Raw genomic sequence first — 25,000 nt, forward strand, 5'->3', positions numbered from 1 at the left:
CGCCATGACGACAGTGCAGCAGAGTTTCCCGGTGCCGCCGCAGGTGCTGTGGAACGCGCTCCCCGCCGGGGTCACGGCGATCGGCGGGCAGGGCCCGTTCTACGACGCCCAGCGCGGCTACGTCACCTGCCGCACCGGGATGACCTTCCTCAGCTGGGGTCAGGTCGTCACCGCGATGGTTTCGCCGGCGGCGCAGGGTTCGACGATCACCGTGCAGACCCAGCTGAAGTTCGGGGTGTTCGACTGGGGCGAAGGCAAGCGCATCGCCACCCGGTTCGCTGTGTCCGTCGCCTACGCGGCGGGCACGGCCGCACTGACCTGAGGGCCCCGCTCACCACCGCTCTGGGGGTGTGAGCGGGGCCCGGCCGGTCAGCGCCAGTCCTCGACGCCGCCCGGGACCGGTGCGGCGGGGTCGTACGGCGTGCGCGTGAAGATGAAGGTCGCCAGGTCGAGGTGGGTGGCCACGCCGTCGGCGCCGCGGCCCACTTCGAGCGTCTCGCCGGAGTAGTAGCCGTCGAGGCCGACGTAGGTGTCCTTCCCGGTCGCGCGGAAGCGCGAGCTGCGCCCGGCGCCCTCGACCGGCGCCAGCAGGAGCACGCCCTCGGGCTGGACGCGCAGGTGGTACGGCGTCGGGCCCCAGTGCCAGAGCCCGGTCAGCGCGAGCAGCTCCGGGTCGACGGCGGTGGGCTCCCACTCGACGGGCAGGCGCGGCTCCCGCTCGTCGGTCATCGTGATGAGGTCCAGGCAGAGCTGGGTGATGCCGACGCCGGACGTCGAGTTGGTGAGCACCAGCGCGCCGGTCTGCGCGACCGGGTCGACCAGCGTGACGGCGAGGAAGCCGGGCATCGAGCCGGTGTGCCCGGCCAGCCGGCGGCCGCCGTAGCGCACGAGCATCAGGCCGAGCCCGAACCCGGTCGTCCAGACGTCGGTGTCGTCGACGGTGACCATGGTCCGCATTTCCTCGATGGTCTCCGGCGCCAGCACGCCGCCGCCGTGCCCGCCGAGGAACGCCGTCCAGCGGCCGAGGTCGGTCGCGGTGGACCACAACTGCCCGGCGGGGGCCATCGCGCCGGCGTCCGGGCTCGGCTCGGGCAGCAGGATGTCGGCGAAGGGGTGCACGGCGAAGCCTTCGGCGTGCGCGCCGGTCGGGTGCGGCGTGGTGCGGGTCATCCCGAGCGGGCCGAGCACCTCCTCGTCGAGCACGGAGAGCCAGCCCTTGCCGCGGTGGCGCGAGACGAGCTCGCCGAGCACGCCGTAGCCGACGTTGGAGTAGTGGAACTTCGCGCCCGGCCGGTGCTTGGTGGCACCCTCGGCGAGACTGCCGACGAGCGCGTCCCAGTCGGCGCCCGGCGTCCGCTCCCACCAGAGTCCCGGCGACTCGGACGTCAGCCCGGAGGTGTGCGACAGCAGCTGCGCGACGGTGGCGGCGCCGAACGGCGTGCCGGGGACGTGCTTTTCGAGCGGGTCGTTGAGGTCGAGCAGCCCTTCGTCGCGCAGGCGCATGACGGCGGTGGCGACGAGGGTCTTGGTGATCGAGCCCAGCCGGTACTGGGTGTCGCTCCCGGGCCGCGAGTCCCCGACCCGCCCGCGGCCACCGGACCAGACGATTTCGCCGTCCCGCACAACGGCGGCAACCAGCGACGGCGCCCGGCAGGCCGCCTGCTCGTGGGCGATCCGGCGGAGCAGGGCGTGTTCGGTCGACTCAAGCATGAGGGCATTCTGCCGCGCGGCGGCGGGGGAAGCAGGTCCCGGGGTTCAGCCGAGCGGGGTCGCGGTGGCCCAGGCCGGGCGGGTCGCGGCGCTGGGCGAGGTGCGGCGGGGTGGCGGCGTGCCGAGGTCAGCCCAGCGGGTCGCGGGCTGTGGTGGCGCGGGCCGGTCCGGCGGGTTCCCACGCATGGCGGGTTGGGGTTGCGGCGCTGGGGCGAGGCTGGGGAAGCAGGTTCCGGGGTTCAGCCGAGCGGGGTCGCGGTGGCCCAGGCCGGTGGGTTCCCACGCATCGCGAGCCCGGGGTTCAGCCGAGCGGGGTCGTGGTGGCGCGCCGGCGGTTCCGCGCATGGCGAGTCGGGTTCAGCCGAGCAGGTTCCTCGACATCGCCGTCGTCACCGCGGCCGTGCGGTCCGACACGCCGAGCTTGCCGAACACCCGCAGCAGGTGCGTCTTCACCGTCGCCTCGCTGATGTGCAGCGCGCGGCCGATGTCGGCGTTCGTCCCGCCCTTCGCGACCAGGTGCAGCACCTCCACCTCGCGCGCCGAAAGCGGTTGCGGCTCCGGGTTGCGCACCCGGTTGACGAGCTTGCCCGCCACCGAAGGCGCCAGCACCGTCTCGCCGCGGGCGGCCGCGCGGATCGCGTTCGCCAGTTCCGTGCGGGACGCGTCCTTCAGCAGGTAGCCGGACGCGCCGGCCTCGACCGCGCGCAGGATGTCGGCGTCCGTTTCGTACGTCGTGAGCACCACGATCCGCCTGGCCGGCTGCTCGCGCAGGATCCGCCGGGTCGCGCCGACGCCGTCGAGGCCCGGCATGCGCAGGTCCATCAGCACGACGTCGGGTTCGGTGACGCGGTCGAGCGCGACGGCTTCGTCGCCGGAGCCTGCCTCGCCGACCACCGTCAGGTCGGGCTCGGCTTCGAGCATGCCGCGGAGGCCTTCGCGGACGACCGGGTGGTCGTCGACCAGCATGACGCGGATCAAGCGGGCACCTCCAAGGTGAGTTCGGTGCCGCTGGGGCCGCTCCGGACGCTCAGTCTGCCACCGACCTGCTCGGCCCGGGAGCGCATGCCCCGCAGGCCGAACCCTTCGGCGCGGTCCGGGTCGAAGCCGGCGCCGTCGTCGCGGACGGACAGCCGGACGGCATCGTCCACAACGGACAGTGTCACCGAAACCGCGGACGCCGCCGCGTGCCGCCGGACGTTGTTGAGCGCTTCCTGCGCGCCCCGCAGCAGGACGACCTCGCCGGCCATGGGCAGCGCGGGGAGCGCACTGTCCACTTCGTACCGGACGGACAGCCCCGCCTCGTCCGCCAGGCGGTCGGCCTGCCGCCGGACGGCGTCGACGAGCGAGCCCGACGTGAGGTCGGCCGGGGCCAGCGCGGCGACCATCGCGCGGGCCTCGGTGAGGTTGTCGCGCGCGGTCCGGGTGGCCAGCTCGGCGTGCCGCCGCGCCGCGGCCGGGTCGGTGTCCACTTCGGACTCGATGGCCTGGGCGAGGGTGACGATGCTGGTGAACCCCTGCGCGAGGGTGTCGTGGATTTCCCGCGCGAGGCGCTCGCGTTCGGCCGCCGTGCCCGCCTCCCGGGAGAGGCGGGCGACCTCGGCCTGGCTCGCTTCCAGCTGCGCGATCAGGTCCGCCCGCGCCCGGCTTTCCTCGATGACGTGCAGGATGAACTTGCCGGACAGGATCCCGAACACGATCAGGATCGCGGTCATCGGCAGCAGGATGTGCAACGTCGGCCCGGCCAGCCCGTCGTTGATGACCGCCGACGCCGGGCTCAGCAGGATCGCGAACGTCGTCAGCACCGCGGCCGGCCGGAACTCGAGCGTCGAGAACAGCAGCGGGCACACCATGAACAGGATGAAGCTGGTCGTCGTGTTGGCGAACATCGCGACCGCGACCAGCGCCAGGACCACGAGCGCCAGCGTCCACCGCTGCCGGACGTGCCCTTCGTCGCGGACGACCCCGCGGCCCCACAGCAGGTAGGTCAGCGCGAGCGCGGTGAGCGCCCCGACCGCGACGGCGGTGCGCACCGGATCGGCTTCGTCCAGCACCACCAGCACCGTCGTGGCCAGGTACGCCACCGCGAAGAGGATTTCCCAGAGCCAGTTGAACCGGTCCCAGGCGTCCTTCACTTCGCGTCGGTCCACCGGAACGTCAGCCGCGCCAGCACCGCGCCCACCACGCACCAGATCCCCAGCACCAGCGCCACCCGCGGCAGCTCCCATGACCCGGCCATCTCCATCCGCACCGCGGCGTCCGGCAGGAACACCGACCGGAAGCCCTGGCAAATCCACTTGAGGGGGAAGAACGAAGCGATGTCCACCATAACTTTCGGCAGGTTGGTGATCGGCGAGACGAACACCCCCGAGATGAACTGCAGCACCAGGTACAGCATCTGCACGATGGCGACCGCGCCGTTGGTGGACTTGGCGAGCGCGCTGATCGCGATCCCGAGCAGCGTGCAGGAGACGATGCCGAGCGCGAACACCCACAGCAGCGTCAGCCACTTCGCCGGGTCGGACGGCGGTTCGAGCCCGAAGAGCAGCACCGCGACGCCGGCCATCAGCACGGTCTGGGCCAGGCTGGACACCGCGACCAGCACCATCTTGCCGATGAAGTAGGACGCCGGCGGCATCGGCGTGCCGCGCAGGCGCTTGAGCGCGCCGGATTCGCGGTCGCCGGAGACGCCGGTCGCGATGCTGTTGAACGACGTCGAGACGATGCCGGAGCCGATCATCCCGGCCGCGAGCAGCTGCCCGGACGTGACGCCTTCGAGCGCGGTCGGACCGTCCAGGATGGACCCGAGCAGGATCATCAGCACCGCGGGTAGGGAGAAGGTGAAGACCACCTGTTCCTTGTGGCGGAAGAACTGCCGCAGCTCGGTACCGCCGCGAGCCAGCCCCAGGGAAAGCGGGCCGGGGAGGGCGAGGGTGGTCATGCCTTTTCTCCGATCAGGTCCAGGTAGATGTCTTCCAGGCTCGGCCGCGTTACGGTCAGCCCGGCGAGCTCCCTACCCCCAGCAGAGAGCTCGGTGACGAGTTTCGTCGGGTACGCCGTGCGCTCGACGTGCTCACCGCGTTCGTCCACCCACCGCACGGTCGCCTCGGCGGCGGCCCGGCCCCCGAGGTCGCGCGGCGTGTCCTGCGCGACGATCTCGCCGCGCGCGATCACGGCGACGCGGTCGGCGAGCGCCTCGGCCTCGTCGAGGTAGTGGGTGGTGAGCAGGATCGTGGTGCCTTCGACGGCGAGGTCGCTGATCAGCGCCCAGAACTGGCGCCGCGCCTCGGGGTCGAAGCCGGTGGTCGGCTCGTCGAGGAAGAGCAGTTCGGGGCGCCCGACGATGCCGAGCGCGACGTCGACACGACGCCGCTGGCCGCCGGAGAGCGACTTGACCCGGGCGCCCGCCTTCGCGGTGAGCCCGACCTTGTCGATGACTTCGTCGGGGTCGCGCGGGTCCGGGTAGTACTTCGCGAAGTGCCTCACGGTCTCGGCGACGGTCAGCTCGGCGGCGTCGGTCGCGGTCTGCAGGACGACGCCGATGCGGGCCCGCCAGGCGCGGCCTGCCTTGCCCGGGTCCTCCCCGAGCACGGTGACCTCGCCGTCGGTGCGCCGGCGGTGGCCTTCGAGGATCTCGACGGTGGTGGTCTTGCCGGCGCCGTTCGGGCCGAGCAGGGAGAACACCTCGCCCTGGGCGATGTCCAGGTCCAGCCCGGCCACGGCCAGGTGACCGGGGTACTGCTTGCGCAGGCCGCGCACGCTCACTGCTGTGGTCATGGCTCCAGCTTGGCTGCCCGGGGGCTTGATCGTGAGCAACGCTCAGCTGAATCCGGCTGTCCACCGTTCGGTGGACAAGGGTGTCCACCGGACCGCTTGGTTCCACGGGAAACCACGAAAACGCTGTCATACAAGCAAAAAACCGAACTTCCGGTCACGCGTAACCGCCGCGCGGGTGAACACCGCTGTTGACAGGTTGTCTAACATGACAGAATGTCTCACAAGTGGGTGACCGCCAGCGACGGTGTCCGCCTCTCGGTCCACATCGACGGCCGCGAAGACGGGCCCACGGTCGTGCTCGTGCACGGCTACCCGGACAACAGCTCGATGTGGGGCGGGGTGGCCGCCTCGCTCGGGGTGAAGCACCGCGTCGTCACCTACGACGTGCGCGGGGCCGGACAGTCGGACAAGCCGTCCGGACGCTCGTCCTACCGGCTGGACCAGCTGGCCGACGACCTGCGTGCGGTCGTCGAAGCGGTGCAGCCGGCCGGCAAGGTGCACCTGGTCGCCCACGACTGGGGCTCGATCCAGACGTGGCACGCCGTCACCGGTGACGGGCTGCGCGGCCGGATCGCGTCCTACACGTCGATCTCCGGGCCGAGCCTCGACCACGCGGGCGCGTGGTTCCGCGCGCAGCTCTCGCGGCCGACGCCGAAGCGCCTGAAGAACGCGCTGAGCCAGTTCCTGCACTCGTGGTACATCCTCGCGTTCCAGTTCCCGCTCATCCCGGACCTGCTGTGGCGGACCGGCCTGCTGGGCAAGCAGATCCAGCGGATGGAACCGGACGCGGCGCCGCCGGAGAAGTCCGACGGCCTGCACGGGCTCGAGCTCTACCGCGCCAACATGTTCACCCGCCTTTCGCGGCCGGCCCCGAAGCCCGCCGACGTCCCCGTGCAGGTGCTCGCCCCGACCGGCGACGCCTACGTCACGACGCCGCTGCAGACCGAGGTCGTGCGCTGGGTGCCGGACCTGCGGATCCGCCGGGTCGTCGGGACGCACTGGGTCACCCGCGCCAAGCCCGAGGTGGTCGCACGGGCCGCCGCCGAGCTGATCGAGTACGCCGAGACCGGCGCCGAAAGCCGCGCGCTGCGCCAAGCGCGCGTGGGGGCCGGCCGGTTCGAGCACAAGCTGGTCGTCGTCACCGGCGCAGGCAGCGGCATCGGCCGGGCCACCGCGCTCGCCTTCGCCGCCGAGGGCGCCGACGTCGTCATCACCGACATCGATCCCGCCGCGGCCGCGGAAACCCTGAAGCTGCTGGAAGACCACGGCGTCGCCGAGTACACAGTGGACTCTTCGGACGGTCCCGCCGTGCACCGCTTCGCGCAGGACGTCCGGGAGAACCACGGCGTGCCGGACATCGTGGTCAACAACGCCGGCATCGGCATGTCCGGCCCGTTCCTCGACACGACCGTCGAGGACTGGGAGCGCGTCATCGACGTGAACCTCTGGGGCGTGATCCACGGCTGCCGCGCGTTCGCGCCGATGCTCGCCGAGCGCGCGGAAGGCGGTCAGATCGTCAACCTCGCCTCCGCGGCCGCCTACCTGCCCTCGAAGATCCTGACCGCGTACGCCACGACGAAGTCCGCCGTGCTGGCGTTGAGCGTCGGCCTGCGCGCCGAGCTGGCCGCGCACCACATCGGCGTCACGGCGGTGTGCCCCGGCATCGTGAAGACGAACATCACGAACACGACGACGTTCGTCGGGGTGTCCGACGAGGAGCAACGACGGCGTCAGCAGGCCAGCTCGAAGCTTTACGCGCGAAGGGGTTTCGGGCCCGAGGGGGTCGCCAAGGACATCCTGCGGGCCGTCGAGAAGGACACCGCGATCGCACCGTCCACACCGGAGGCGAAGGTGGCCTTGGTCCTTTCGCGACTGACGCCCGGACTGCTGCGCGCGGCGGCGAAGCTGGACATGACGCCGTGAGCCGCCCGCGGCGGATGTCACCGCAGGCCCGCCGCGACGACCTGATCGGCGCTGCGCTCGACCTGTTCGGGTCACGGGCGCCGGAACTGGTCACCGTGGACGACATCGTCGCGCGCGCCGAGGTGTCGCGGCCGCTGTTCTACCGGTACTTCTCCAGCCTGCGCGAACTGCAGGTGCAGGCGTTGCGCACGGTCACCGACGGCCTCATCGACGGACTCGCCGGGCTCGAGGAGGGCCCGCCCGAAACCCGCCTCCGGGCGGCCGTCCGGGGCCTGATCGACGTCGCCGACCACTACCGGGCCGGGTACATCGCGTTGCTGCGCAGCGGTTCGGTGATCGCGACGTCGGACACGGACGCGGCGATCGACGAGGTCCGCAACCGCGCGGTGGCCCTGATCCTGGACGCGCTGTCCGTCACGGATCCCTCGCCGCTGCTCTCCCTGACGCTCCGCTGCTGGACCGCGGTCGTCGAGGGCGCGCTGCTGAGCTGGCTCCAGGAACGCACGATCGCCCGCGAAGACCTCGACACGTGGCTGGTCGCCCAGCTCACGGCGATGCTCGCCGCAACCGCCACCCACGAAGAGGCCTGCACTTTCACGTGAAAGTGATGTGGAGGGTGTGCCTCCGGATCACTTTCACGTGAAAGTGCGCTTGGGGGTCAGTGCTTGGTGACCAGTTCCCAGCCTTCGACGTCTTCGGGGGTGCGGGGCGCCGGGCCGACGTACTTGGCCGACGGGCGCACCAGACGTCCGGTGCGCTTCTGCTCCAGGATGTGCGCGGCCCAGCCGGCGGTGCGGGCCGAGCTGAACATCGCGGGCATCATGTGCGGCGGGACCTGGGCGAAGTCCAGGATGACCGCGGCCCAGAACTCGACGTTCGTCTCGATCGGGTGATCCGGGCGCCGCTCGCGCAGCTCCTTCAGCGCCGCCTGCTCCAGCGCGGCGGCCGCCTCGTAGCGGGTCGCGCCGAGCTCCTTGCAGGTCCGGCGCAGCACCCGCGCCCGCGGGTCCTCGGCGCGGTAGACGCGGTGGCCGAAGCCCATCAGGCGTTCCTTGCGGTCGAGGATGCCCTTGACCAGGCCCGCCGGGTCGCCGGAGCGTTCGACTTCTTCGATCATCGGCAGCACGCGCGCCGGGGCGCCGCCGTGCAGCGGGCCCGACATCGCGCCGATCGCGCCGGACATGGCCGCCGCGACGTCCGCCCCGGTGGAGGCGATGACGCGCGCGGTGAAGGTCGAGGCGTTGAGGCCGTGCTCGGCGGCCGACACCCAGTAGGCGTCGAGCGCGCGGACGTGCGCCGGGTCCGGCTCGCCGCGCCAGCGGATCAGGAACCGCTCGGTGATCGAGTGGGCCTCGTCGACCCGGGCCTGCGGCACGGCCGGCTGGCCGATGCCGCGCGCCGACTGCGCGACGTAGGACAGGGCCATCACCGAGGCGCGGGCCAGCTGCTCACGGGCCTCTTCGTCGGTGATGTCGAGCAGCGGGCGGTAGCCCCAGATCGGCGCGAGCATGGCCAGCGCGGCCTGGACGTCCACCCGGACGTCGCCGGTGTGCACCGGCAGCGGGAAGGGCTCGGCGGGCGGGAGGCCGTGCCCGAACCGGCCGTCGACGAGGAGGCCCCACACGTCCCCGAAGGTCACCTTTCCGGCGAGGTCCTCGATGTCGACGCCGCGGTAGCGCAGCGCACCGCCGTCCCGGTCGGGTTCGGCGATTTCGGTGTGGAAGGCGACGACGCCCTCCAGACCCGGTCGGAAGCCGTCGTCGGGTTGGCCGGACGGCTGTGGCTTGCTGATCGTGGAGGTAGTCACTGTTTCGCGGAACCTTTCGGTGCGCTTTTTTCCCCGTCTTGGTGGTGGTGCACGCGCGGACGGAAATGCGCACGGAACGCGCGCGCCATCGCACGGATGGATAGACCTTGCTCCCTCGATCGCCGGGGGGCAATCGAAAGAAGCGGTGGTTTCGGTCACGATTACGAGAACGATTCAGTCACCGAAGCCGTCCGACCGGAGAATTTTCGCCACGGACTGTGACGAAGTCCAGGTTAAAGGTATGTTTCCGAACCAGGCGACGTCGTGGTCCGGGTGATAGACCTAGCGGATGCACCTCAGTCCGCAGGAGCGCGACAAGCTGCTCGTCCACGTGGCGGCGGACGTCGCGCGGAAGCGGCTGGACCGCGGCGTCCGGCTGAACTACCCCGAAGCGGTCGCGCTGATCACCGACCACGTCCTCGAAGGGGCCCGCGACGGGCGCACGGTCAGCGAGCTGGTCGCGAGCGGCCGGAGCGTGCTCTCACGGGCGCAGGTGCTCGACGGCGTGCCCGAGATGGTCGATTCCGTGCAGGTCGAGGCCACGTTCCCGGACGGCACCAAGCTCGTCACCGTGCATGACCCGATCGTGTGAATGAGGGATCGATGCGCCCAGGTGAAATCATTCCCGGCGACGAGCCGGTCGAGCTGAACCCCGGCCGTCCGCGGGTCCGGCTCCTGGTCCGCAACCTCGGCGACCGGCCGGTGCAGGTCGGCTCGCACTACCACTTCGCCGCGGTCAACCCGGGCCTCGAATTCGACCGGGACGCCGCCCGCGGCCACCGGCTCGACGTCCCGGCCGGGACGTCGGTGCGGTTCGAGCCCGGCGTCGAACGCGAAGTCGACCTCGTGCCGCTCGCCGGCGCGCGCCGTGTTCCGGGCCTGCGGTCCGAATTCGCCGGGGAGTTCTGAAATGCCGCAGATCGACCGCGAGCGCTACGCCGAGCTGTTCGGCCCGACCGCCGGCGACCGGATCCGGCTCGCCGACACCGACCTGCTGATCGAGGTCACCGAGGATCGCTCGATGGGCCCCGGCGGCTCCGGCGACGAGGTGCTGTTCGGCGGCGGCAAGGTCATCCGCGAGTCCATGGGCCAGGGGACGGCGACCCGGGCCGAGGGCGCCCCCGACCTGATCATCACCGGCGCGGTCATCCTCGACCACTGGGGTGTCGTCAAGGCCGACGTCGGCGTGCGCGACGGCCGGATCGTCGGCATCGGCAAGGCGGGCAATCCGGACACGATGGACGGCGTCGATCCGGCGCTGGTGATCGGGCCGTCGACGGAAGTCCTGGCCGGCAACGGGAAGATCCTCACCGCGGGCGGCATCGACTGCCACGTCCACTTCATCTGCCCGCAGCTCGTCGACACCGCGCTGGCCGCCGGTCTGACCACTTTGGTCGGTGGCGGCACCGGTCCCAACGAGGGCACGAAGGCCACGACCGTCACGCCCGGCGCGTGGAACCTCGGCCGGATGCTGTCCGCCATGGACGGTTACCCGGTCAACGTCCTGTTGCTGGGCAAGGGGAACACGGTCCGTCGCGACGCATTGCGCGAGCAGCTCGCGGCCGGCGCGGGCGGCTTCAAGCTGCACGAGGACTGGGGCACCACCCCGGCCGCCATCGACGCCTGCCTGACCGTGGCCGACGAAGCCGGCGTCCAGGTGGCGATCCACACCGACACGCTCAACGAGGCCGGCTTCCTGGAGTCCACTGTGGACGCCATCGGCGGGCGTTCGATCAACGCGTACCACACCGAAGGTGCCGGTGGCGGCCACGCGCCGGACATCATCGAAGTCGTCTCGCTGCCGAACGTGCTGCCGTCGTCGACCAACCCGACCCGGCCGCACACGGCCAACACCCTCGACGAGCACCTCGACATGCTGGTGGTCTGCCACCACCTGAACCCGTCGGTGCCGGAGGACCTCGCGTTCGCCGAGAGCCGCATCCGGCCGTCGACCATCGCCGCCGAAGACGTCCTGCACGACCTCGGCGCCATTTCGATGATGAGCTCGGATTCGCAGGCGATGGGCCGGATCGGCGAGGTGATCATCCGGACCTGGCAGACGGCGCACGTGATGAAACGGCGTCGCGGCGCCCTGCCCGGCGACGGTGCGGCCGACAACCTGCGCGCACGTCGTTATGTCGCCAAGTACACGATCAACCCGGCCATCGCGCACGGCATGGAGACCGAAATCGGCTCGGTCGAGGTCGGCAAGCTCGCGGACCTCGTGTTGTGGGAGCCGAAGTTCTTCGGCGTCCGCCCGCACGTGGTGCTGAAGGGCGGCTTCCCGGCGTGGGCGGCGATGGGCGACGCGAACGCGTCCATCCCGACGCCGCAGCCGGTCATGGCGCGCCCCATGTTCGGGGCGAACATCGGTGCCGCCTTGAGCCTGCACTTCGTCGCACCGTCCGCTTTGGACAGCGGGTTGCGCGAGAAGTTCGGTATCACGCGTCCGCTCGTCGCCGTCTCGAACATGCGGGCGCGGACGAAGGCGGACATGGTGCTCAACGACGCCACCCCGGACGTCCGCGTCGAGCCGGACAGCTTCGCCGTGCACGTCGACGGCGAGCTGATCGAGCCGCAGCCGGTGACGGAACTGCCGATGGCCCAACGGTACTTCCTCTTCTGATGGACCTTTCGGCGCTGATCCTCGCGGACTCCCGTTTCCCCGGCGGCGGGCACGTCCACAGTGGCGGGATGGAGGAAGTCGTCTCCCGCCGGCTGGTGACGTCCGTGCGTGATCTGCCGGGATTCCTTTCCGGACGGTTGCGGACGACGGGGTTCCTGACGGCCGTTTTCGCGGCTGCCTCGGCACATGCGGCCGCCGCGGGCGGGAACTGGTCGCTTTTGGACAGTGAGCTGGACGCGCGCACCCCGTCGCTCGCGCAGCGTGACGCATCGCGGGCGCAGGGCCGCGGTACCGCTCGGGCCGGCCGGATCGCCTGGCCGTCTCCCGTTCTGGACGCGTTGCTGACCGAAACCCCGCGTCCCCACCACCCCATCGTGCTGGGCGCGTTGGTCGGCGTCGCGGGCGGCTCGCCGTACGACGCCGCGATGGCGGCCGCGTACCTGGCGGTGAGCGGCCCGGCGAGCGCGGTCGTGCGGCTGCTGGGTCTGGATCCCTTCGCCGTCAACGCCGTCGTGGCTCGGTTGGACCTCGCTCCGGTTTGTGCGGAAGCGGCGGCCGTGGCCGGGGACGATCCGGCGTCGCTGCCTTCGCCGGGATCGCCGGCGTTGGATCTGTTCGCCGAGGCGCACGCCCGGCACCACCAGGAAGAGGTGCGTCTCTTTGCCAGCTGAAGGTCACGGTCACGGTCACGTCCACGAGGTCAACTTCGACCCGACGGCCGCCGATCCCGACCACTACGACCCGGCGCCGACGGCCGGCCGCGCGTACCGGATCGGCATCGGTGGCCCGGTGGGTTCGGGCAAGACGGCGCTCACCGCGGCCCTGTGCCGCGCTTTGGGTGACGAGATCAACCTCGCCGTGGTGACGAACGACATCTACACGACCGAGGACGCGGACTTCCTGCGCCGCGCGGGCGTTCTGGACCCGGCGCGCATCGAGGCGGTGCAGACGGGCGCGTGCCCGCACACGGCGATCCGCGACGACATCACGGCGAACCTGGACGCGGTCGAGCGCCTCGAGGAGAAGTTCCCGGGCCTGGACCTGGTGATCATCGAAAGCGGCGGCGACAACCTGACGGCGGTGTTCAGCCGCGGCCTGGCCGACAGCCAGATCTTCGTGGTCGACGTGGCGGGCGGCGACAAGGTCCCGCGCAAGGGCGGCCCCGGCGTGACGACGGCGGACCTGCTGGTGATCAACAAGACCGACATCGCGCACCTGGTGGGCGCGGACATGGACGTGATGACGTCGGACGCGCACCGGATGCGCGGCGAGCTGCCGGTCATCACCCAGTCCCTGGTGGACACCCCGGACGCCCCGGCGGTGGCCGGCTGGGTCCGTTCCCTGCTGTGAAGGCCCACGCCCGGCTGACGGCGTGCTTCGACGGCTCGCGAACGGTGCTGCGAGAGCTGCGTTCGATGGCGCCGCTGACGTTGTTCCCTCGCCGCGGCCGCGGTCCGGCGGCGGTGGTCCACGTGGTGAATTCGGCGACGTCCCCATTGGGTGGCGACGACCTGCTGCTCACCATCCGGGTGGGGCCGGGAGCGTCCCTGCGCTTGTCCGGCGTGGCGGCGACCCTCGCCCTGCCCGGCCTCCACGGCGAGCCGTCGTTGTCCACTGTGGACGTTGTCGTGGAGCCGGGCGGTTCGCTGGAGTACCTCCCGGAGCCGACGGTGATCACGGCCCGGGCCCGGCACACGGCGGTTTTCCGCGCTGAGGTGGCTCCGGACGCCTACCTGCACACGCGGGAGGTGCTGGTGCTCGGCCGGGCGGGGGAGTCCCCGGGTTCGTTGACGACTTCGTCGTCGGTTATGCGGGGTTCGGTGCCGGTGCTGCGGCAGACGTTGCCGATCGGATCGGCCTTGGACGGCAGCCTGGCGGTGCTGGCGGGCCGCCGGGTCCTGGCGACAGATCTGGTGGTGGGCGGCGCGGACCTCCCGGCGGCCTCGGGCGAGTGGTGGTCCCGCACCCCGCTGGCCGCGGGCGGCACCCTCACGACGTCCCTGGCCCCCGACGCCGTTACCGCTCTTCGTCCCTTCGCGAGTTCGTAAGAGCTTCAGGAGCAGGTCGGTGCCGCCGTTTCCGTAAAAGTGGTAATAAAAATTCTCACAAAGTAGCCGACCCGGTAGGATCTGGCAATCCCTCAGAAGGAGGAGACAACCGGTGGCTCGCACCTACGGCGGCGTCGCACCCGAACAACGCCGTGCCGACCGCCGTGAGCGGTTGCTCGCGGCCGGGCTCGAGCTGTTCACCTCCGCCGGGTTCCGGCACACCAAGATCACCGAAGTGTGCGGGCGCGCGGGGGTCTCGACGCGGAACTTCTACGAGGAGTTCACCGGCAAGGAGGACGTGCTCCGCATCCTCCACGACCAGATCAACACCCTCGCGCTCGAGCACGTCACCGACGCCCTCGACAAGGTCGCCGGCGCCGACGCCATGACCCGGATCGCCACGCTGCTCGACGTCTTCATCGACACCGTCACCGCCGATCCCCGGCTGCCGCGGCTCAACTACGTCGAAGCGGTCGGTGTCAGCCCGGAGCTCGAAGCACAGCACCAGATCTGGGTCGGCCGGTGGGCGACCTTCATCGCGACCGAGGCCCGCCGCGCGGCCGAACACGGTGTCGCGCCCGATCGCGACTACCGGCTGACGGCGATCGCGCTGGTCGGCGCGGCCACCGGGCTGCTGCGCGAGTGGCAGGCGCACGAGCCGCCGCTGCCGGTCGAGGACGTCGGCGCGGAGCTGCGCGCGCTGATGCTGGCGGCCATCATGCGGCCGGAAAAGATCTTGGAAATCCCGGGCAACCCCGGCGCCGCCTCGGACGTGAAGGAGTCGAGCCGGGAGGGGGACCCGGGGGGAACCCGGCCAACGTGAAGGCCCTTCACCGGCAGCACCATTCAAGCCCGCGGCGCGTAGCGCCTCCGTTGAGGGTGGCGGCGGGGGCATGGATGGACGGTGAAGGGCCTTTGCGGACTCTACGGGGTCCGGGCCGTCGGCAAGCCCAGCGAAACCGGGCCGGCCGTCTGGCACACGTCGTGGCAGGTGCTGTCGAGCGTGCAGCACAGCGAGCAGATCGGGCCGTCCTGCTTCGCGCAGTCCGCGACGTCCGGCAGCTCGTACGGGTCGCCGCAGACCGAGCACGTGTGTGTCGCGCGCAGGTCGTCCGCCGTGGTCATGACCGCGTTCTCCCGCGCGAGGTAGTACTTCCCGCGGGTCGCCGCGGCCAGCGTCGGCACCAGGATGATGGCGATGACCAGCGCGAGCAGCGGGCTGAACGCGGCCAGGAACGGCCCGAACGCGCCGAAGTACGCCACGATCGACACCGCCGACGCGACCAGCATCGAGCCGAACCCGACGGGGTTGATCTTGTGCAGGTAGGCCCGCTTGAACTCGATGTAGCGCGGCGAGAGCCCGAGCGGCTTCGCGATCACCAGGTCCGCGCACACCGCGCCGATCCACGCGATCGCGACGTTCGAGTAGAAGCCCAGGATCTTGTTCAGGAAGCCGAACGCGCCGAACTCCATCAGCGCCAGCGCGATCCCGCAGTTGACCAGCACGTACCAGACGCGGCCGGGGTGCTTGTGCAGCACGCGGGAGAAGAAGTTGGCGAACGACAGCGAGCCCGAGTACGCGTTCGTCGTGTTGATCTTGATCTGCGAGACGACGACGAACAGCGCGGCGAACGTCAGCGCCACCGGGCCCAGCGCCGGCTTCACCGCCTCCAGGTACGGCGCGATCGGCTCGAGCGCGTGCGTCTTCCCGACGACGCCGAGCGCGAGGAACGCCAGGAGCGCCCCGCCGATCTGCTTCGCGGCGCCGAGGATCACCCAGCCGGGGCCAGCCGCGAGCACCGCGGCCCACCACGACCGCTTGTTCTCCGCCGTCTTCTCGGGCATGAACCGCAGGTAGTCGGCCTGCTCGCCGATCTGCCCGATCAGCGACAGCGCGACGCCCATGCCGAGGCCGAACCCGATCGCGGAGAACCCGGAGCCGGCGCCCTCGGTGCCGCCGAAGTGCGCGAACTCGGCGAACTTGCCCGGCTCGCGGACCAGCACGACGACGAACGGCAGCACCAGGCCGGCGATCCACAGCGGCTGCGTCCACGTCTGCATCTTCGCGACCGCGCCCATGCCGTAGAGCGCGAACGGCAGCACGATCAGCGTGGCGAGCAGGTAGCCGACCGGCAGCGGGATGCCGAGGGCGAGCTCGAAGGCCTGGCCCATGATCGAGCCTTCGAGGGAGAAGAAGATGACGGTGAAGCTCGCATAGACGAGCGACGTCAGCGTCGACCCGAAGTAGCCGAAGCCGGCCCCGCGGGTCAGCAGGTCCATGTCCACTCCGGACTTCGCGCAGGCGGCCGCGATGGGCACGCCGGTCACGAAGATCACGACGGCCGCGGCGAGGATCGCGAGGACCCCGGACGTGAAGCCGTAGGAAAGGACGATGCTGGCGCCGATCGCGAAGTCGGCGAGATAGGCGATGCCGCCGAGCGCGGTCGTCGCGACCACGAACGGTGACCATTTCCGGAACGAATGCGCAGCGAAGCGCAGTGAGTAGTCTTCGCGGTTTTCGTTGGCGGCGAGCGGCGCGTAGCGGCGTTTCGGCGGGGCGCTTTCTTCGGCGCTGGACAGGGTCTCGGTCATGCCTGCCTCCGGGGTGGTGGGGAACGGGCCGAAGGTAGGTGCGTCCTGTATCGATCCTGGTCCAGCGGGTAACGCGGGGGTTACGGCTTGCTGTCCTGCGGTTACGGGCCGATGGCGCGGACGTCGTGTCGGGTGTCACCGTTCAGTGGGTTCCGCTGCAGCTCGCGAGGCCTTAACGTGCCTAGAGCCGAAGTCGACTGATGCCCCGACCGGGCGTGGAGGTTTGGCCATGATGCCGGGAATCGAGGACCAGGTGGAAGACGCCGTAGTACGGCTTCCGGGAATGCGGGTGGCCTACGACGGCGCCGCGTTCGACGAATCCGCGCTCGCCGCCACTTGGACCGACCAGTTGCAGGGCTGGCTGAACCAGGCCGTCGCCGCCGGCATCGCCGAGCCGAACGCGATGGTCCTCGCGACGGCGGACGCCGAAGGCCGCCCCTCGTCGCGGACCGTGTTGTGCAAGGGCCTCGACGACCGCGGTGTCGTGTTCTACACGAACTACACGTCGACCAAGAGCCACGACCTGACCGCGACCCGGTACGCGTCGGTCACCTTCCCCTGGTACCCGCTGCAGCGCCAGGTCCACGTCCGCGGCGAGGTGGAGAAGGTCGGCACCAAGGAGACGGCGGAGTACTGGGCGAAGCGCCCGCGCGGTTCGCAGCTGGGGGCGTGGGCGTCCCCGCAGTCCCGGGTGGTCGACGGCCGGCGCGCGCTGGACAACGCGTTGAGCGGCATCGAGCGCCGCTTCGCCGACGTCGAGCACATCCCGGCCCCGCCCCACTGGGGCGGCTGGCGGATCCGGCCCGACCTGGTGGAGTTCTGGCAGGGCCGCGAGGACCGCATGCACGACCGGCTGCGGTACATGCGGACGCACGACGGGTGGCACGTGGAGCGCGTCGCCCCTTGAGTCGTGCCGGTCGGCGGGGTCACTCGATCGCGGGCGACGTAAATCACGCGCCCCGAGATAGTTAGCCGAGCTAAGCTCGTCTGTTGTGACTGGTGAACGGGGGACCCTGCCGCCCCGCTCGGGTGTGCGCAAGGTGCTCGGGCGCATCATCGTCGACACCCGGCCGCTGAAGATCCCGGCTTTCCGGCGGCTCTGGCTGTCCACTGTGGTCACCGCCGTGGGCGCCCAGCTGACCGCCGTCGCCGTGCCGAAGCAGGTTTTCGACCTCACCGGGTCGTCCGCCTACGTCGGGCTCACCGGCCTCGTCGCGCTCGTGCCGCTGCTGGTCTTCGGGCTCTGGGGCGGGGCCGTCGCCGATGCCGTCGACCGGCGGAAGCTGCTCTTCGTCACCAACGTCGGGGTCGCGATCACCTCCGCGCTGCTCTGGCTGCAGGCGTTCGCGAACTTCGGGTCCGTCTGGCTGGTGCTCGGCCTCCTCGCCCTCAACCAGGCGTTCTTCGCGATCAACATGCCGACGCGCGGTGCCGTCGTCGCCCGGCTCGTGCCCGCCGAGCTGCTGCCGTCGGCGAACGCGCTGAACACCACCATGTCCACCTTCGGCGCGGTCTTCGGGCCGCTGCTCGCCGGCGCGCTGATCCCCGTCCTCGGCCTCTCGACGCTCTACCTGATCGACGTCGTCGCCCTCGCGATCACGCTCATCGCGGTCTGGCGCCTGCCGTCGATCCCGCCGCTCAACGGGCCGTCGCGCCGCGCCGGGCTCAGCGACGTCGTCGACGGCTTCAGGTACCTCGCCGGGCAGAAAATCCTGCTGGCCTCGTTCGTCGCCGACATCATCGCGATGGTCTTCGGCATGCCGCGCGCGCTGATCCCGGAGATGGCCGAGCGCACGTTCGGCGACCCGCCCGGCGGCGGCCCCGCGCTCGGCTGGCTCTACGCCGCCCTGCCGCTGGGCGCGATGCTGATCGGGCTGTTCAGCGGCTGGCTGACGCGCATCCACCGCCAGGGTGTCGCGGTCGTCGTGTCGATCTGCGCGTGGGGCGCGGCGGTCGCCGGGTTCGGGCTCGCGCACTCGCTGTGGCTCGCCGTCGTCTTCATGGCGCTCGCCGGCGCCGCGGACATGGTCAGCGCGGTCTACCGGATGGCGATCCTGCAGGTCGCGACCACCGACGAAATGCGCGGACGGCTTCAGGGTGTCTTCACCGTCGTGGTCGCGGGCGGCCCGCGGATCGCCGACCTCACGCACGGCTGGGGCGCCGCCGCGTTCGGCACGTCGGCGGCCGCGACCGGCGGTGGCCTGCTGGTCATCGTGCTGGTCTGCGCCGCGATGTTCGTGCTCCCGGCGTTCTGGCGATACCGGGCACCGACCGCGTAGGCCGCGGAACAGGGCCAGCGAAGCGAAGCTTCTCCCCTGAGGTTGGTGGTGGGGCGGGGCGGGGTACGGTGCGGACATGCGTACCCTCGCCGTCGTTTTTGTCGCTTTCGCCGCTTTGACCGCCTGCTCCTCGGGGGACAAACCCACCACGGCGACGTCGTCGTCCGCGGCCCCGAAGCCGGCGCCGAGCTCGAACGCCGCGGCCGCGTCGCTCGACCCGTGCAAGCTGCTGCCCGCGGCGGCCGTGTCGAAGGCGCTGTTCCTGGACAACCTGACGGCGGTCCCGGGCCCGGTGCAGGACAACGCGGCCAACGGCGGCAAGGCGCGCAGCTGCGAGTACCAGCTGGACGGCAAGGCCGCGGGCGCGCTCGCGGTCACCCGCTACGAGGGCAAGCAGGGCAAGCCCGCCGAGATGGTGGCGTCGATCAAGAAGGCGAAGGCGGGCGCGAAGGACGTCGCCGGCTTCCCGGACGGCGCCGTCTACTACGTCGACGAGCAGAAGACGGCCACCCTCGCCACGGCGGAGCTGGTCGCGGGCACGCCGGTGCTGGTCAACTACACCGGCCCGGCGAAGATGACGGCCGAGCAGATCGCGCCGCTGGTCAAGCAGGCCGTCGACGCCAGCTGACGCTCACCGCCTCAGCGCGGCCAGCTCGACCGGGCTGTGCGCGGAGAACACCTTGACCTCGTCGTGGTGGTCGCGCGCGAGTTCGTGCAGCCGCGCCAGGTTCTCCAGCCGCGGCTTGCGCAGGGTCTGGACGATGTTCTGGAACGCCGTCAGCCCCGGTGGGCAGTGCGGGGCGACCGGGTCCAGCTGGCCGTGGAAGAAGTACGCGTCGCCCGCGTGCAGGAGCCAGCCGTCGCCCGTGTCGACCGCGACGCCGGTGTGGCCGCGCGTGTGGCCGGTGAGCGGGACCAGCAGGATCTCCGGCGGCAAGCCCTTCAGCGAGCGGACCGCTTCGAAGCCGAACCACGGCTCGCCCGTCTCGTCGTACGTGCTCCACAGCGGGCGGTGCGCGAACTGGGCCGCCCGGTAGCGGTTCTTCTCCGCCGCGTTCGCCGGGGCGGTCGCCGCGCGGTGCTCCTCGGCGCGGACGTGCACGACGGCGTTCGGGAAGTCGGCCAGGCCGCCCGCGTGGTCGACGTCGAGGTGGGTCATCACGATGTGCCGGACGTCGGCCGGGTCCAGGCCGAGCGCGCGGATCTGGGCCACGGCCGTCTCCGCGGCCTCGACGCGCGCGCCGACCATCGCCATGAACGGACGGCCGAGCCACTCGCCGGGGCGGGCCACGGCGTGCGCGCCGAAGCCGGTGTCGACCAGCGCCAGGCCGTCGCCGGTCTCGATCAGCAGGCAGTGCGCGACCAGCTCGGCCCGCCGCAGCAGGCCCGGCTCGCCGTCGAGCAGCTTGCCGCCCGCCGGGCGCATCGATCCGCAGTTCAGGTGGTGCACCTTCATACGCTGCTCCTGGTGCTCAGCCGGAGGAACTCGGTCTCGTCGTGCGCGGCGAAGACGGTGACCTCGTCGCCGTGCTCCTGAACAAGCTGGCGCAGGCGGCGGTGATTGTCCAGCCGGGCGCCCTTCGCCGTCTCCATGCGGCCCTCGAACCACTTGAGCCCGGGCGGGCAGCTCGGCCCGGCCGGGTCGACCTGGCCGTGGAAGAAGTACGAGTCGCCGGCGTTGAGCAGCCAGCCGCTCCCGGTGTCGACGGCGACCCCGGCGTGCCCGCGCGTGTGCCCGGAGAGCGGGACCAGCAGGATCTCCGGTGGCAGTCCGTCGAGCTGCCGGACGGCGTCGAAGCCGAACCACGGCTCGCCGGTGTCCGCATAGGACGTCCACTGTGGACCGTGCGCGAACTGGATCCGGCGGTAGCGCCCGCGTTCGGCGGCGTCGCGCGGCTCGGTGAACGCCCGCAGCTCTTCGGCGTAGACGTGCACGCGCGCCCACGGGAAGTCGATCAGCCCGCCCGCGTGGTCGAGGTCGAGGTGGGTCAGCACGATGTCGCGGACGTCCGCGGGGTCGAACCCGAGCGCGCGGATCTGCGCGATCGCGGTCCGCGCCGGGTCCGGGACGGGGTTGGACTGGCGGACGAAGCCGGCGCCGAGCCAGGCGGCGCGGTCGACCGCCGCCGGCGTGCCCATGCCCGTCTCGACGAGCACGAGTCCGGTGTCCGTTTCGAGGAGCAGGCAGTGGCAGACCATGGTGGCGCGCCGGAACAGGCCCGGCCGGCCGTCGATCAGCTTTCCGCCGAGCGGGCGCATGGTGCCGCAGTCGAGGTGGTGGACGCGCATCAGGAGAGCTCCCGCTCGAGGGTGGTGTGCAGGTGGGTGGCGACAGCGCGCAGCGGCGCGAGGTCGTGGCGGGTGCGGGCCAGCAGCAGCCCGCCTTCGATCGCGGCGAGCACGACGGTGGCCAGCTCGTCCGCGCGTCCGGCGGAAAGACCTTGCCCGGCAAGGTAATCCGTGAAGATCGCGTGCCAGGCCGAGTAGCCGTCGGCGCAGGCTTCGCGGATCGGCTCGCTCGTCGCGGCGGCGTCCAATGCGACCGTCGCGAGTGGACAGCCGCGCTGGAAGTCCGACTGGGTCAGGAAAGCCGCCAGCGCGTCGATCGCCCGGCTGATGGCGGTCGGCGCGTCGGGTGCGTCGCGGAGGATCGCTTCGAGCAGTGCGCCGGTGCGTGCGCCCGAAAGCCGGACGGCTTCGGCGGCGAGCTGTTCCTTGCCGCCGGGGAAGTGGAAGTAGAGCGACCCCTTGGGCGCGCCGCCCGCCGTCGTCAGCTGGGTGAGGCCGGTGGCGTGGTAGCCCTGGGTCTGGAACAGGTCGGCGGCGGTGTCGAGCATCCGCTGCCGCGTGTCGGTGCGACGGACCATGGTGTGACCGTAGCGCAAACTATGACGACCGGTCTAGTACTGTGCTGTTCGTTGCCGCTCCGACCACGGTCACGGCCGAATCGGTCCATCGCAACGGTCGCGTGCCGCTTCGGGGGCGGCCTACCTTTGGCCGGATCGGCAACGGTGCGGATCGGTAAGGTCGTGCCCATGGGCAACCCGACCGGTCAGCAGTTCGAGATCACCCGCGGCAACGCGCGCGCCGTCGTCACCGAAATCGGCGCCGGGCTGCGCGCTTTCGAGGTCGGCGGAGCGCCGTACGTCGAGGAGTTCGGCGAAGACGAGAAGCCGCCGAAGGGCGCCGGCCAGGTGCTGCTGCCGTGGCCGAACCGGACCAAGGCCGGGAAGTGGACGTTCCAGGGCGAGGAGCAGCAGCTCGAGATCACCGAGGAGGCGCGCGGCAACGCCATCCACGGCCTGACCCGCCACCTCGAGTGGGAGCTGCTGGAGCACGCCGAGTCGTCGATCACCCTGGCCGTCGACGTCGAGGTGCAGCCCGGCTGGCCGGTGCCGCTGCGCGCGACGGTGACGTACGAGCTCGCGCCGCGCGAACTGACCATTACGCACGAGATCCGCAACGAGGGCGAGCAGCCGATCGGCGTCGGCGTCGGCACGCACCCGTACTTCCGGATCGGCGACGTCCCGACCGACGAGCTGACCCTGACCCTGCCGGCGAGCCGCGTGCGCCCGTACCTCGGTGACGAGCAGATGCCGTACGCGCCGGAGCAGGACGTCGAGGGCACGGAGTACGACTTCCGCGCCGGGCGCGTGCTCGAAGGCGTCAACCTGGACACGGCGTTCGGCGGCCTCACCGCGGCCGCGGACGGCACGCACCACGTGGTGCTGGCCCACGGCGACCAGCAATTGGTGGTCTGGACCGGCCCCGACTTCCACTGGGCGCAGGTCTTCACCCCGGACGACCTGGTCGGCCGCGGCCGGGCCGTCGCGATCGAGCCGATGACCTGCCCGGCCGACGCGCTGAACACGGGCACCGACCTGATCGAGCTCGAGCCGTCGGCCTCGTGGTCGGGCAGCTGGGGCATCCGGGTCCGGTGAACCGTCTGGGCCCCGCCGACGCGGGCGAGGTGCTGACGCTCCAGCGCGCGGCGTACGTGACCGAGGCCCGCGCGCACGGCGACCTCGACCTGCCGCCGCTGCTGGAGACGCTCGACGAGACGCGGGCGGCGTTGACGGGCCTCTCCTGGGGCATCAGGGAGAACGGGCGCCTGGTCGCGTCGGTCCGGCTGACGGTGACCGGGCCGGTCGGGGTGATCGGCCGGCTGGTCGTCGCGCCGGACCGGCAGGGGTTCGGGCTGGGCAGCGGGCTGCTGCGGTTCGCGGAGTCTTCGGCGCCGGCGGAGGTGACGGTTTTCCGGCTCTTCACGGGCTCGAACAGCGTGGGGCCGTTGCGGCTGTACGCCAAGCACGGGTACCGCGAGACGCACCGGACGCCGGAGAACAACCACGAACTGGTGCACTTGGAGAAGGCCCGCGTGCGCGTGCCCGGGCGAGTTCGTTAGCGTGGCGAACTATGGCGAAGGCAATTGTCGGGGGCTACGTCGTCCCCATCGACGGTGAACCCATCGACGGCGGCACGGTCCTCATCGACGGCGGCAAGATCGTCGCGATCGGTGCCGAGGCCGACGTCGACATCCCGGAGGACGCCGAACTCGTCGACGCGGCCGGCACCTGGGTGCTGCCCGGCTTCATCGACGCCCACGCGCACCTCGGCGTGCACGAGGACGGCGAGGGCTGGTCCGGCAACGACACCAACGAGATGACCGACCCGAACGGCGCCCGCTTCCGCGCGATCGACGGCATCGACCCGTACGAGCCGGGCTTCGACGACGCGCTGGCCGGCGGCGTCACGAGCGTCGTCATCAAGCCCGGGTCGGGCAACCCGATCGGCGGGCAGACGATCGGCGTCAAGACCTGGGGCCGCAGCATCCTCGACATGGTCTTCGCGGAGCACGTCAGCGTGAAGAGCGCGCTCGGCGAGAACCCGAAGCGCGTGTACGGCGAGAAGAAGCAGACGCCGTCGACCCGGCTGGGCGTCGCCGCGATCCTGCGCGAGGCCTTCACCAAGGCCCGCAACTACCAGGCCAAGCGCGCGCACGCCGAGGCCGAGGGCAAGCCGCACGAGGTCGACCTGACGCTGGAGACGCTGGCGAAGGTCCTCGACGGCGAGCTGTACTGGGACCAGCACGTCCACCGCGCCGACGACATCGTGACGGCGCTGCGGCTGGCCGACGAGTTCGGCTACAAGCTGGTCATCAACCACGGCACCGAAGGCCACCTCATCGCGGACCTGCTGGCCGAGCGCGACGTGCCGGTGATCCTCGGCCCGCTGTTCACCACGAAGTCCAAGGTGGAGCTGCGCAACCGCACCCTGCGCTCGGCCGGCATCCTGGCCCGCGCCGGCGTGCGGATCGCGATCACGACCGACCACCCGGTGATCCCGATCAACTTCCTGGTCTACCAGGCCGCCCTGGCGGTCAAGGACGGCCTCGACCCGGCGACGGCGCTCAAGTCGCTGACCGTCAACCCGGCGGCCATGCTGGGCCTGGACGGGCAGATCGGCTCGCTCAAGCCGGGCCTGGACGCCGACGTCGTGCTGTGGTCCGGCGACCCACTCGATGTGATGAACCGCGCGCTTCGCGTGTTCGTGCGCGGCGATGAGGTGTACCACTTCGACGAGGAACTGGGCGAAGGCGTCTCGAAGGACCGCAGGTACCGCGAGACCCGCTGAGTTTCGGGCGGCACGCCGGTTACCGGGCGGTTCCGGCGTGCCGCCCGATCAACGCGTCCAGGTCGAGCTCGACGGCGAAGGGTTCACCGGTCGCGAAGGTGCCGGTGACGGCCGGCGCGTCTCGGTAGCCCTGGCAGGCGACGAGGGTGACCGGCTCGGTGATGTCGACGATCCAGTAGTGCGCGATGCCGGCGTCGGCGTACTCGTCGTGCTTCACGCGGTAGTCCGTGCGCCGGGAGCCCGTTGTCGCGATCTCGACGACCACCGCCACGTCCTGGGCGCGGATCGGGTCGTGGGCAGTCCGTTCGAAGACCAGCAGGTCCGGACGGCGGGCGAAGCCGGGCTCGCCGGGTGCCGCCAGGCCGAGGTCCAGGTCGGTGCCGAGGACGAACGCGAGGCCGCGCGGCAGCTGGCGTTCCAGCTGCGCGGCGAGCCGGCAGGCGGCGAGGTTGTGCGCGCGGCCGGCACCGGGCGAGGGGACTACGCGGCCTTCGACCAGCTCGGTGAAGCCGCGGTCGGACTCCCCGAGCGCTCGGTACTCCTCGATGCTCAGCAGCTGGTCGGGCATGCGGAAACGGTATCCGTCCCGGGGGTGGGACAGCGTTCG

At 71.3% G+C, this 25,000-nt stretch carries 27 protein-coding genes; 16 read left to right on the forward strand and 11 right to left on the reverse strand.

The features are described 5' to 3' along the window. Positions 1-4 precede the first annotated feature (4 nt). The gene (locus tag MUY14_RS41480; RefSeq protein WP_247017975.1) at positions 5-322 is read left to right on the forward strand and encodes a hypothetical protein; all 318 of its coding nucleotides are present in this window, start codon (positions 5-7) and stop codon (positions 320-322) included. 47 nt (positions 323-369) lie between these two features. Here the strand turns inward: MUY14_RS41480 and MUY14_RS41485 are convergent, their stop codons facing one another. The 5 genes from MUY14_RS41485 to MUY14_RS41505 all read right to left on the reverse strand — a co-directional run bounded on the left by MUY14_RS41485 (position 370) and on the right by MUY14_RS41505 (position 5,484). Further along, a complete protein-coding gene (locus MUY14_RS41485) occupies positions 370-1,710 on the reverse strand; it encodes a serine hydrolase (protein WP_247017977.1) in 1,341 nt (446 codons plus the stop codon). A 357-nt stretch (positions 1,711-2,067) separates the two neighbouring features. Beyond that, a complete protein-coding gene (locus MUY14_RS41490; RefSeq protein ID WP_247017979.1) occupies positions 2,068-2,688 on the reverse strand; it encodes a response regulator transcription factor in 621 nt (206 codons plus the stop codon). Then, on the reverse strand, positions 2,685-3,842 hold the full coding sequence (locus MUY14_RS41495; protein ID WP_247025490.1) for a sensor histidine kinase: 1,158 nt from the start codon (positions 3,840-3,842) through the stop codon (positions 2,685-2,687). The genes MUY14_RS41490 and MUY14_RS41495 overlap by 4 nt, the downstream gene beginning before the upstream one ends. Then, positions 3,839-4,648: an ABC transporter permease gene (locus tag MUY14_RS41500; RefSeq protein ID WP_247017980.1), complete on the reverse strand. Its 810-nt coding sequence runs from the start codon at positions 4,646-4,648 to the stop codon at positions 3,839-3,841. The genes MUY14_RS41495 and MUY14_RS41500 overlap by 4 nt, the downstream gene beginning before the upstream one ends. Continuing rightward, positions 4,645-5,484 (reverse strand): ABC transporter ATP-binding protein, encoded by an 840-nt coding sequence (locus MUY14_RS41505; RefSeq protein WP_247017982.1) that lies wholly within the window; start codon positions 5,482-5,484, stop codon positions 4,645-4,647. The genes MUY14_RS41500 and MUY14_RS41505 overlap by 4 nt, the downstream gene beginning before the upstream one ends. Before the next feature lie 228 nt (positions 5,485-5,712). Between MUY14_RS41505 and MUY14_RS41510 the strand changes: the two genes are divergently transcribed. Together MUY14_RS41510 and MUY14_RS41515 are read left to right on the forward strand one after the other, a co-directional pair. Beyond that, on the forward strand, positions 5,713-7,407 hold the full coding sequence (locus MUY14_RS41510; RefSeq protein WP_247025492.1) for an SDR family oxidoreductase: 1,695 nt from the start codon (positions 5,713-5,715) through the stop codon (positions 7,405-7,407). A gap of 14 nt (positions 7,408-7,421) precedes the next feature. Next, positions 7,422-8,009 carry a TetR/AcrR family transcriptional regulator gene (locus tag MUY14_RS41515; RefSeq protein WP_247025494.1) on the forward strand — a complete coding sequence of 196 codons (588 nt, stop codon included), beginning with the start codon at positions 7,422-7,424 and terminating at the stop codon, positions 8,007-8,009. Positions 8,010-8,065: 56 nt separating this feature from the next. Here the strand turns inward: MUY14_RS41515 and MUY14_RS41520 are convergent, their stop codons facing one another. Next, positions 8,066-9,214, reverse strand: a complete 1,149-nt coding sequence (locus MUY14_RS41520; RefSeq protein ID WP_247017984.1) for a citrate synthase 2 — start codon at positions 9,212-9,214, stop codon at positions 8,066-8,068. A 289-nt stretch (positions 9,215-9,503) separates the two neighbouring features. Here MUY14_RS41520 and MUY14_RS41525 point away from each other — a divergent pair, with 289 nt between their 5' ends. From MUY14_RS41525 to MUY14_RS41555, 7 genes are all read left to right on the forward strand, one after another. Continuing rightward, on the forward strand, positions 9,504-9,806 hold the full coding sequence (locus tag MUY14_RS41525; protein ID WP_155540714.1) for an urease subunit gamma: 303 nt from the start codon (positions 9,504-9,506) through the stop codon (positions 9,804-9,806). Positions 9,807-9,817: 11 nt separating this feature from the next. Then, positions 9,818-10,123, forward strand: a complete 306-nt coding sequence (locus MUY14_RS41530; RefSeq protein WP_247017986.1) for an urease subunit beta — start codon at positions 9,818-9,820, stop codon at positions 10,121-10,123. Between the two features lies 1 nt (position 10,124). Further along, the gene (locus MUY14_RS41535; protein ID WP_247017988.1) at positions 10,125-11,840 is read left to right on the forward strand and encodes an urease subunit alpha; all 1,716 of its coding nucleotides are present in this window, start codon (positions 10,125-10,127) and stop codon (positions 11,838-11,840) included. Then, on the forward strand, positions 11,840-12,511 hold the full coding sequence (locus MUY14_RS41540; protein WP_247017990.1) for an urease accessory protein UreF: 672 nt from the start codon (positions 11,840-11,842) through the stop codon (positions 12,509-12,511). Before MUY14_RS41535 ends, MUY14_RS41540 begins: the two co-directional genes overlap by 1 nt. Then, positions 12,501-13,190, forward strand: a complete 690-nt coding sequence (gene ureG / locus MUY14_RS41545) for an urease accessory protein UreG (RefSeq protein ID WP_247017991.1) — start codon at positions 12,501-12,503, stop codon at positions 13,188-13,190. The genes MUY14_RS41540 and ureG overlap by 11 nt, the downstream gene beginning before the upstream one ends. Next, positions 13,187-13,888 (forward strand): urease accessory protein UreD, encoded by a 702-nt coding sequence (locus MUY14_RS41550; RefSeq protein ID WP_247017992.1) that lies wholly within the window; start codon positions 13,187-13,189, stop codon positions 13,886-13,888. Before ureG ends, MUY14_RS41550 begins: the two co-directional genes overlap by 4 nt. Before the next feature lie 112 nt (positions 13,889-14,000). Continuing rightward, the gene (locus MUY14_RS41555) at positions 14,001-14,711 is read left to right on the forward strand and encodes a TetR/AcrR family transcriptional regulator (RefSeq protein ID WP_247017993.1); all 711 of its coding nucleotides are present in this window, start codon (positions 14,001-14,003) and stop codon (positions 14,709-14,711) included. Positions 14,712-14,812: 101 nt separating this feature from the next. Here the strand turns inward: MUY14_RS41555 and MUY14_RS41560 are convergent, their stop codons facing one another. Then, positions 14,813-16,480 carry a cytosine permease gene (locus MUY14_RS41560; RefSeq protein WP_247017994.1) on the reverse strand — a complete coding sequence of 556 codons (1,668 nt, stop codon included), beginning with the start codon at positions 16,478-16,480 and terminating at the stop codon, positions 14,813-14,815. A gap of 229 nt (positions 16,481-16,709) precedes the next feature. Here MUY14_RS41560 and pdxH point away from each other — a divergent pair, with 229 nt between their 5' ends. From pdxH to MUY14_RS41575, 3 genes are all read left to right on the forward strand, one after another. Further along, positions 16,710-17,387, forward strand: coding sequence for a pyridoxamine 5'-phosphate oxidase (gene pdxH / locus MUY14_RS41565; protein ID WP_247017995.1), 678 nt, complete (start codon positions 16,710-16,712; stop codon positions 17,385-17,387). 106 nt (positions 17,388-17,493) lie between these two features. Further along, positions 17,494-18,759, forward strand: a complete 1,266-nt coding sequence (locus tag MUY14_RS41570; RefSeq protein WP_396126883.1) for an MFS transporter — start codon at positions 17,494-17,496, stop codon at positions 18,757-18,759. Positions 18,760-18,835: 76 nt separating this feature from the next. Beyond that, on the forward strand, positions 18,836-19,387 hold the full coding sequence (locus tag MUY14_RS41575; protein WP_247017998.1) for a DUF3558 family protein: 552 nt from the start codon (positions 18,836-18,838) through the stop codon (positions 19,385-19,387). A gap of 3 nt (positions 19,388-19,390) precedes the next feature. Here the strand turns inward: MUY14_RS41575 and MUY14_RS41580 are convergent, their stop codons facing one another. Genes MUY14_RS41580 through MUY14_RS41590 form a run of 3 tightly spaced genes read right to left on the reverse strand, consistent with a single transcriptional unit; the run spans position 19,391 to position 21,626 of the window. Next, positions 19,391-20,215: an MBL fold metallo-hydrolase gene (locus MUY14_RS41580; protein WP_247018000.1), complete on the reverse strand. Its 825-nt coding sequence runs from the start codon at positions 20,213-20,215 to the stop codon at positions 19,391-19,393. After that, positions 20,212-21,048: an MBL fold metallo-hydrolase gene (locus MUY14_RS41585; protein ID WP_247018002.1), complete on the reverse strand. Its 837-nt coding sequence runs from the start codon at positions 21,046-21,048 to the stop codon at positions 20,212-20,214. The genes MUY14_RS41580 and MUY14_RS41585 overlap by 4 nt, the downstream gene beginning before the upstream one ends. Further along, positions 21,048-21,626 (reverse strand): TetR/AcrR family transcriptional regulator, encoded by a 579-nt coding sequence (locus MUY14_RS41590; protein ID WP_247018003.1) that lies wholly within the window; start codon positions 21,624-21,626, stop codon positions 21,048-21,050. Before MUY14_RS41590 ends, MUY14_RS41585 begins: the two co-directional genes overlap by 1 nt. Before the next feature lie 168 nt (positions 21,627-21,794). Between MUY14_RS41590 and MUY14_RS41595 the strand changes: the two genes are divergently transcribed. The 3 genes from MUY14_RS41595 to MUY14_RS41605 are packed head-to-tail and all read left to right on the forward strand — an operon-like array spanning position 21,795 to position 24,393. Further along, positions 21,795-22,700: an aldose 1-epimerase family protein gene (locus MUY14_RS41595; RefSeq protein WP_247018004.1), complete on the forward strand. Its 906-nt coding sequence runs from the start codon at positions 21,795-21,797 to the stop codon at positions 22,698-22,700. Continuing rightward, positions 22,667-23,164 (forward strand): GNAT family N-acetyltransferase, encoded by a 498-nt coding sequence (locus tag MUY14_RS41600; protein WP_247018005.1) that lies wholly within the window; start codon positions 22,667-22,669, stop codon positions 23,162-23,164. Before MUY14_RS41595 ends, MUY14_RS41600 begins: the two co-directional genes overlap by 34 nt. An 11-nt stretch (positions 23,165-23,175) precedes the next feature. After that, a complete protein-coding gene (locus tag MUY14_RS41605) occupies positions 23,176-24,393 on the forward strand; it encodes an amidohydrolase (RefSeq protein ID WP_247018006.1) in 1,218 nt (405 codons plus the stop codon). Between the two features lie 19 nt (positions 24,394-24,412). On the opposite strand, the gene MUY14_RS41610 is transcribed toward MUY14_RS41605, so the two are convergent. After that, positions 24,413-24,961 (reverse strand): Uma2 family endonuclease, encoded by a 549-nt coding sequence (locus tag MUY14_RS41610; protein WP_247018007.1) that lies wholly within the window; start codon positions 24,959-24,961, stop codon positions 24,413-24,415. Between the last annotated feature and the right edge of the window lie 39 nt (positions 24,962-25,000).

The sequence above is a fragment of the Amycolatopsis sp. FBCC-B4732 genome (assembly GCF_023008405.1).
Lineage (GTDB): Bacteria > Actinomycetota > Actinomycetes > Mycobacteriales > Pseudonocardiaceae > Amycolatopsis > Amycolatopsis pretoriensis_A.